Origin of the sequence: Dechloromonas sp. ZS-1, from assembly GCF_039649255.1 — a bacterium.
Lineage (GTDB): Bacteria > Pseudomonadota > Gammaproteobacteria > Burkholderiales > Rhodocyclaceae > Azonexus.
The window spans coordinates 1-5,511 of sequence record NZ_JBDIYD010000029.1; the positions used below are offsets into that span (position 1 = coordinate 1).

1 protein-coding gene, 2 tRNA genes and 3 rRNA genes are annotated in these 5,511 nt (G+C 52.0%); all 6 read left to right on the plus strand.

The features are described 5' to 3' along the window. On the plus strand, positions 1-227 hold a 227-nt coding region (locus tag AACO21_RS16545; protein WP_346193633.1), incomplete at its 5' end, for a hypothetical protein. Between the two features lie 162 nt (positions 228-389). Further along, a 16S ribosomal RNA gene (locus tag AACO21_RS16550) occupies positions 390-1,927 on the plus strand. A 61-nt stretch (positions 1,928-1,988) separates the two neighbouring features. Continuing rightward, positions 1,989-2,065: transfer RNA gene (locus tag AACO21_RS16555), tRNA-Ile, on the plus strand. A 14-nt stretch (positions 2,066-2,079) separates the two neighbouring features. Continuing rightward, positions 2,080-2,155: transfer RNA gene (locus tag AACO21_RS16560), tRNA-Ala, on the plus strand. A 204-nt stretch (positions 2,156-2,359) separates the two neighbouring features. Continuing rightward, positions 2,360-5,238, plus strand: a 23S ribosomal RNA gene (locus AACO21_RS16565). Between the two features lie 92 nt (positions 5,239-5,330). Continuing rightward, positions 5,331-5,443 (plus strand): 5S ribosomal RNA (rrf, locus tag AACO21_RS16570). Together the 16S, 23S and 5S rRNA genes with 2 tRNA genes alongside form the textbook arrangement of a ribosomal RNA operon. Positions 5,444-5,511 lie beyond the last annotated feature (68 nt).

The following is a 5,511-nucleotide window of genomic DNA, read 5'->3' on the forward strand; positions in this document are numbered from 1 at the left end:
GGTTTGTTAGTGGTTTTCGGGAAAGCGGTTTATTTTCGAAAGTTATTGACAAGGATTTTGAGACCTGTAGAATGCGCGCTCTTCTGAAGCGGCGGTGGATTCCGGCGGTTCAGGGGGAAAGAAGTGAAGCGGTTCTGAAAAATAATTTTTCAAAATTGCTTGACAGAAGAAGTGAAGTTGATCATAATCTCGCTTCTTTGCTGCTGACGACGAAACGAAGGTTTTAACGAGTTTGGTTGGCGCGGCGATGATCTTTAACAAATTGGACAACCGATAGGTGTGGGTGTCTTGATGCGAAGCGACTTCGGTCGCAAAAAAGTATTAAGGCAAATACACCGAGTAATAGGTAGAGAAATCTACCGTCAGTGAATTTGCGAGTTAGTTGGATTGAACTGAAGAGTTTGATCCTGGCTCAGATTGAACGCTGGCGGCATGCCTTACACATGCAAGTCGAACGGCAGCGGGGACTTCGGTCCGCCGGCGAGTGGCGAACGGGTGAGTAATGTATCGGAACGTACCTTTCAGTGGGGGATAACGTAGCGAAAGTTACGCTAATACCGCATATTCTCTGAGGAGGAAAGCAGGGGACCTTTGGGCCTTGCGCTGATGGAGCGGCCGATATCAGATTAGCTAGTTGGTGGGGTAAAGGCTCACCAAGGCTACGATCTGTAGCGGGTCTGAGAGGATGATCCGCCACACTGGGACTGAGACACGGCCCAGACTCCTACGGGAGGCAGCAGTGGGGAATTTTGGACAATGGGCGAAAGCCTGATCCAGCCATGCCGCGTGAGTGAAGAAGGCCTTCGGGTTGTAAAGCTCTTTCGGACGGGAAGAAATCATGAGGGCTAATATCCCTTGTGGATGACGGTACCGTAATAAGAAGCACCGGCTAACTACGTGCCAGCAGCCGCGGTAATACGTAGGGTGCGAGCGTTAATCGGAATTACTGGGCGTAAAGCGTGCGCAGGCGGTTTTGTAAGACAGGCGTGAAATCCCCGGGCTCAACCTGGGAACTGCGCTTGTGACTGCATCACTTGAGTACGGCAGAGGGGGGTGGAATTCCACGTGTAGCAGTGAAATGCGTAGAGATGTGGAGGAACACCGATGGCGAAGGCAGCCCCCTGGGTCGATACTGACGCTCATGCACGAAAGCGTGGGTAGCAAACAGGATTAGATACCCTGGTAGTCCACGCCCTAAACGATGTCAACTAGGTGTTGGGTGGGTAAAACCATTTAGTACCGTAGCTAACGCGTGAAGTTGACCGCCTGGGGAGTACGGCCGCAAGGTTAAAACTCAAAGGAATTGACGGGGACCCGCACAAGCGGTGGATGATGTGGATTAATTCGATGCAACGCGAAAAACCTTACCTACCCTTGACATGTCCAGAAGCCTGAAGAGATTTGGGTGTGCCCGAAAGGGAACTGGAACACAGGTGCTGCATGGCTGTCGTCAGCTCGTGTCGTGAGATGTTGGGTTAAGTCCCGCAACGAGCGCAACCCTTGTCGTTAATTGCCATCATTTAGTTGGGCACTTTAACGAGACTGCCGGTGACAAACCGGAGGAAGGTGGGGATGACGTCAAGTCCTCATGGCCCTTATGGGTAGGGCTTCACACGTCATACAATGGTCGGTACAGAGGGTTGCCAAGCCGCGAGGTGGAGCCAATCCCAGAAAGCCGATCGTAGTCCGGATTGGAGGCTGCAACTCGCCTCCATGAAGTCGGAATCGCTAGTAATCGCGGATCAGCATGTCGCGGTGAATACGTTCCCGGGTCTTGTACACACCGCCCGTCACACCATGGGAGTGGGTTCTGCCAGAAGTAGGTAGCCTAACCGCAAGGGGGGCGCTTACCACGGCAGGGTTCATGACTGGGGTGAAGTCGTAACAAGGTAGCCGTAGGGGAACCTGCGGCTGGATCACCTCCTTTCTAGAGAAAGCATCCTGGCACCCACAACCTATCGGTTGTTCTGAAGTAGCAAACAGACGGAGGGTCTGTAGCTCAGTCGGTTAGAGCACCGTCTTGATAAGGCGGGGGTCGTTGGTTCGATTCCAACCAGACCCACCAACGTCGTCAAAAACGGGGGATTAGCTCAGCTGGGAGAGCACCTGCTTTGCAAGCAGGGGGTCGTCGGTTCGATCCCGTCATCCTCCACCAAAACCCAGAGATAAGCGAAAGTGTTTATCTCTGGCTTTTGAAAGATAAAGCTACTGTTCTTTAACAAAACGGAAGAAGGTTGTGTATCACTGTGATGAGCAGTGGATACACGTTGTGATTGCATCTGTTCTCGTATTACAGCTAGTACGAGACAGCACAAATGAGTTGCCTGTAACCGTCTCGCAAGAGACTACAAGGTTATAGGATCAAGCGACTAAGTGCATGTGGTGGATGCCTTGGCGATCACAGGCGATGAAGGACGTGTAAGCCTGCGAAAAGCTTCGGGGAGCTGGCAATAAAGCTTTGATCCGGAGATGTCCGAATGGGGAAACCCACCCGCAAGGGTATCCCATACTGAATACATAGGTATGGGAGGCGAACCCGGTGAACTGAAACATCTAAGTAGCCGGAGGAAAAGAAATCAACCGAGATTCCCTAAGTAGTGGCGAGCGAACGGGGAAGAGCCTGCTAGTGATAGTTACTTTGTTAATCGAATGGAATGGAAAGTCCAGCCGTAGTGGGTGATAGCCCCGTAGATGAAAACATCGTAATGGTACTGAGCTAGCGAAAAGTAGGGCGGGGCACGTGAAACCTTGTCTGAACATGGGGGGACCATCCTCCAAGGCTAAATACTCGTGATCGACCGATAGTGAACCAGTACCGTGAGGGAAAGGCGAAAAGAACCCCGGGAGGGGAGTGAAATAGAACCTGAAACCGCATGCATACAAACAGTGGGAGCCTCCTTGTGGGGTGACTGCGTACCTTTTGTATAATGGGTCAGCGACTTACGTTATGTTGCGAGCTTAACCGAATAGGGGAGGCGTAGCGAAAGCGAGTCTGATAAGGGCGTTTAGTAGCATGGCGTAGACCCGAAACCGGATGATCTATCCATGGCCAGGATGAAGGTGCCGTAACAGGTACTGGAGGTCCGAACCCACTAACGTTGAAAAGTTAGGGGATGAGCTGTGGATAGGGGTGAAAGGCTAAACAAATCCGGAAATAGCTGGTTCTCCCCGAAAACTATTTAGGTAGTGCGTCTTGTATCACTTACGGGGGTAAAGCACTGTTATGGCTAGGGGGTCATCGCGACTTACCAAACCATGGCAAACTCTGAATACCGTAAAGTGCGAGCAAGGCAGACAGACAGTGGGTGCTAACGTCCATTGTCAAGAGGGAAACAACCCAGACCGCCAGCTAAGGTCCCCAAGACACAGTTAAGTGGGAAACGAAGTGGGAAGGCATAGACAGCTAGGAGGTTGGCTTAGAAGCAGCCACCCTTTAAAGAAAGCGTAATAGCTCACTAGTCGAGTCGTCCTGCGCGGAAGATGTAACGGGGCTCAAACTGTGCACCGAAGCTGCGGATATCGAAAGATATGGTAGGGGAGCGTTCTGTAGGTCTGTGAAGGTGTCTTGTAAAGGATGCTGGAGATATCAGAAGTGCGAATGCTGACATGAGTAGCGATAAAGGGAGTGAAAAGCTCCCTCGCCGAAAGCCCAAGGTTTCCTACGCAACGTTCATCGGCGTAGGGTGAGTCGGCCCCTAAGGCGAGGCTGAAAAGCGTAGTCGATGGGAAACAGGTCAATATTCCTGTACCGATTCTAGATGCGATGTGGGGACGGAGAAGGTTAGGTCAGCCATCTGTTGGAATAGGTGGTTTAAGCGTGTAGGAGTGTCCCGTAGGCAAATCCGCGGGAATTATCTGAGGCGTGATGACGAGGTGCTACGGCACTGAAGTGATTGATACCAAGCTTCCAGGAAAAGCCACTAAGCTTCAGTCTAGATTCGACCGTACCGCAAACCGACACAGGTGGGCAGGATGAAAATTCTAAGGCGCTTGAGAGAACTCAGGAGAAGGAACTCGGCAAATTGACACCGTAACTTCGGGAGAAGGTGTGCCCTGGTAGGTTGTAGTCCCTCGCGGACGAAGGCCGATAGGGTTGCAGTGAAATGGTGGCTGCGACTGTTTAATAAAAACACAGCACTCTGCAAACACGAAAGTGGACGTATAGGGTGTGACGCCTGCCCGGTGCCGGAAGGTTAAGTGATGGGGTGCAAGCTCTTGATCGAAGCCCCGGTAAACGGCGGCCGTAACTATAACGGTCCTAAGGTAGCGAAATTCCTTGTCGGGTAAGTTCCGACCTGCACGAATGGCGTAACGATGGCCACACTGTCTCCTCCTGAGACTCAGCGAAGTTGAAATGTTTGTGAAGATGCAATCTCCCCGCGGCAAGACGGAAAGACCCCATGAACCTTTACTGTAGCTTTGCATTGGACTTTGAATCGGTCTGTGTAGGATAGGTGGGAGACTGTGAAACCGGGACGCTAGTTCTGGTGGAGTCGTCCTTGAAATACCACCCTGATTTATTTGAGGTTCTAACCTACGCCAGTGAATCCTGGCGGGGGACCGTGCATGGTAGGCAGTTTGACTGGGGCGGTCTCCTCCCAAAAGGTAACGGAGGAGTACGAAGGTACGCTTAGGGCGGTCGGACATCGCCCATAAAGTGCAATGGCAAAAGCGTGCTTGACTGCGAGACCCACAAGTCGAGCAGGTGCGAAAGCAGGTCATAGTGATCCGGTGGTTCTGTATGGAAGGGCCATCGCTCAACGGATAAAAGGTACTCTGGGGATAACAGGCTGATACCGCCCAAGAGTTCATATCGACGGCGGTGTTTGGCACCTCGATGTCGGCTCATCTCATCCTGGGGCTGTAGCCGGTCCCAAGGGTATGGCTGTTCGCCATTTAAAGAGGTACGTGAGCTGGGTTTAAAACGTCGTGAGACAGTTTGGTCCCTATCTGCCGTGGGCGCTGGATATTTGAAGGGGGCTGCTCCTAGTACGAGAGGACCGGAGTGGACATTCCTCTGGTGTACCGGTTATGACGCCAGTCGTATCGCCGGGTAGCTATGAATGGAAGAGATAAACGCTGAAAGCATCTAAGCGTGAAACTTGCCTTAAGATGAGATATCCCGGAGTCTTGAACTCCTTGAAGGGTCGTCGAAGACCACGACGTTGATAGGCTGGGTGTGGAAGCGCAGTAATGCGTTAAGCTAACCAGTACTAATTGCCCGTACGGCTTGATCCTATAACCTTGTAGCAACAGCAACTCAAGCAATCACAACACCTTCTTCTAGTTTTGCGTTTGGCGCTTATACAGCGACAAACGGACAAGTTACGCTTGGCGGAAATAGCCTTCTGGACCCACTCCTTCCCTTCCCGAACAGGACCGTGAAACAGATGAGCGCCAATGATAGTGAGCATTCGCTCGCGAAAGTAGGTCACCGCCAGGCTCCCCATTCAAAGCCCCCTCGGCAACAGCCGCAGGGGGCTTTGCCGTTTACTCACTCTCAAACAACTC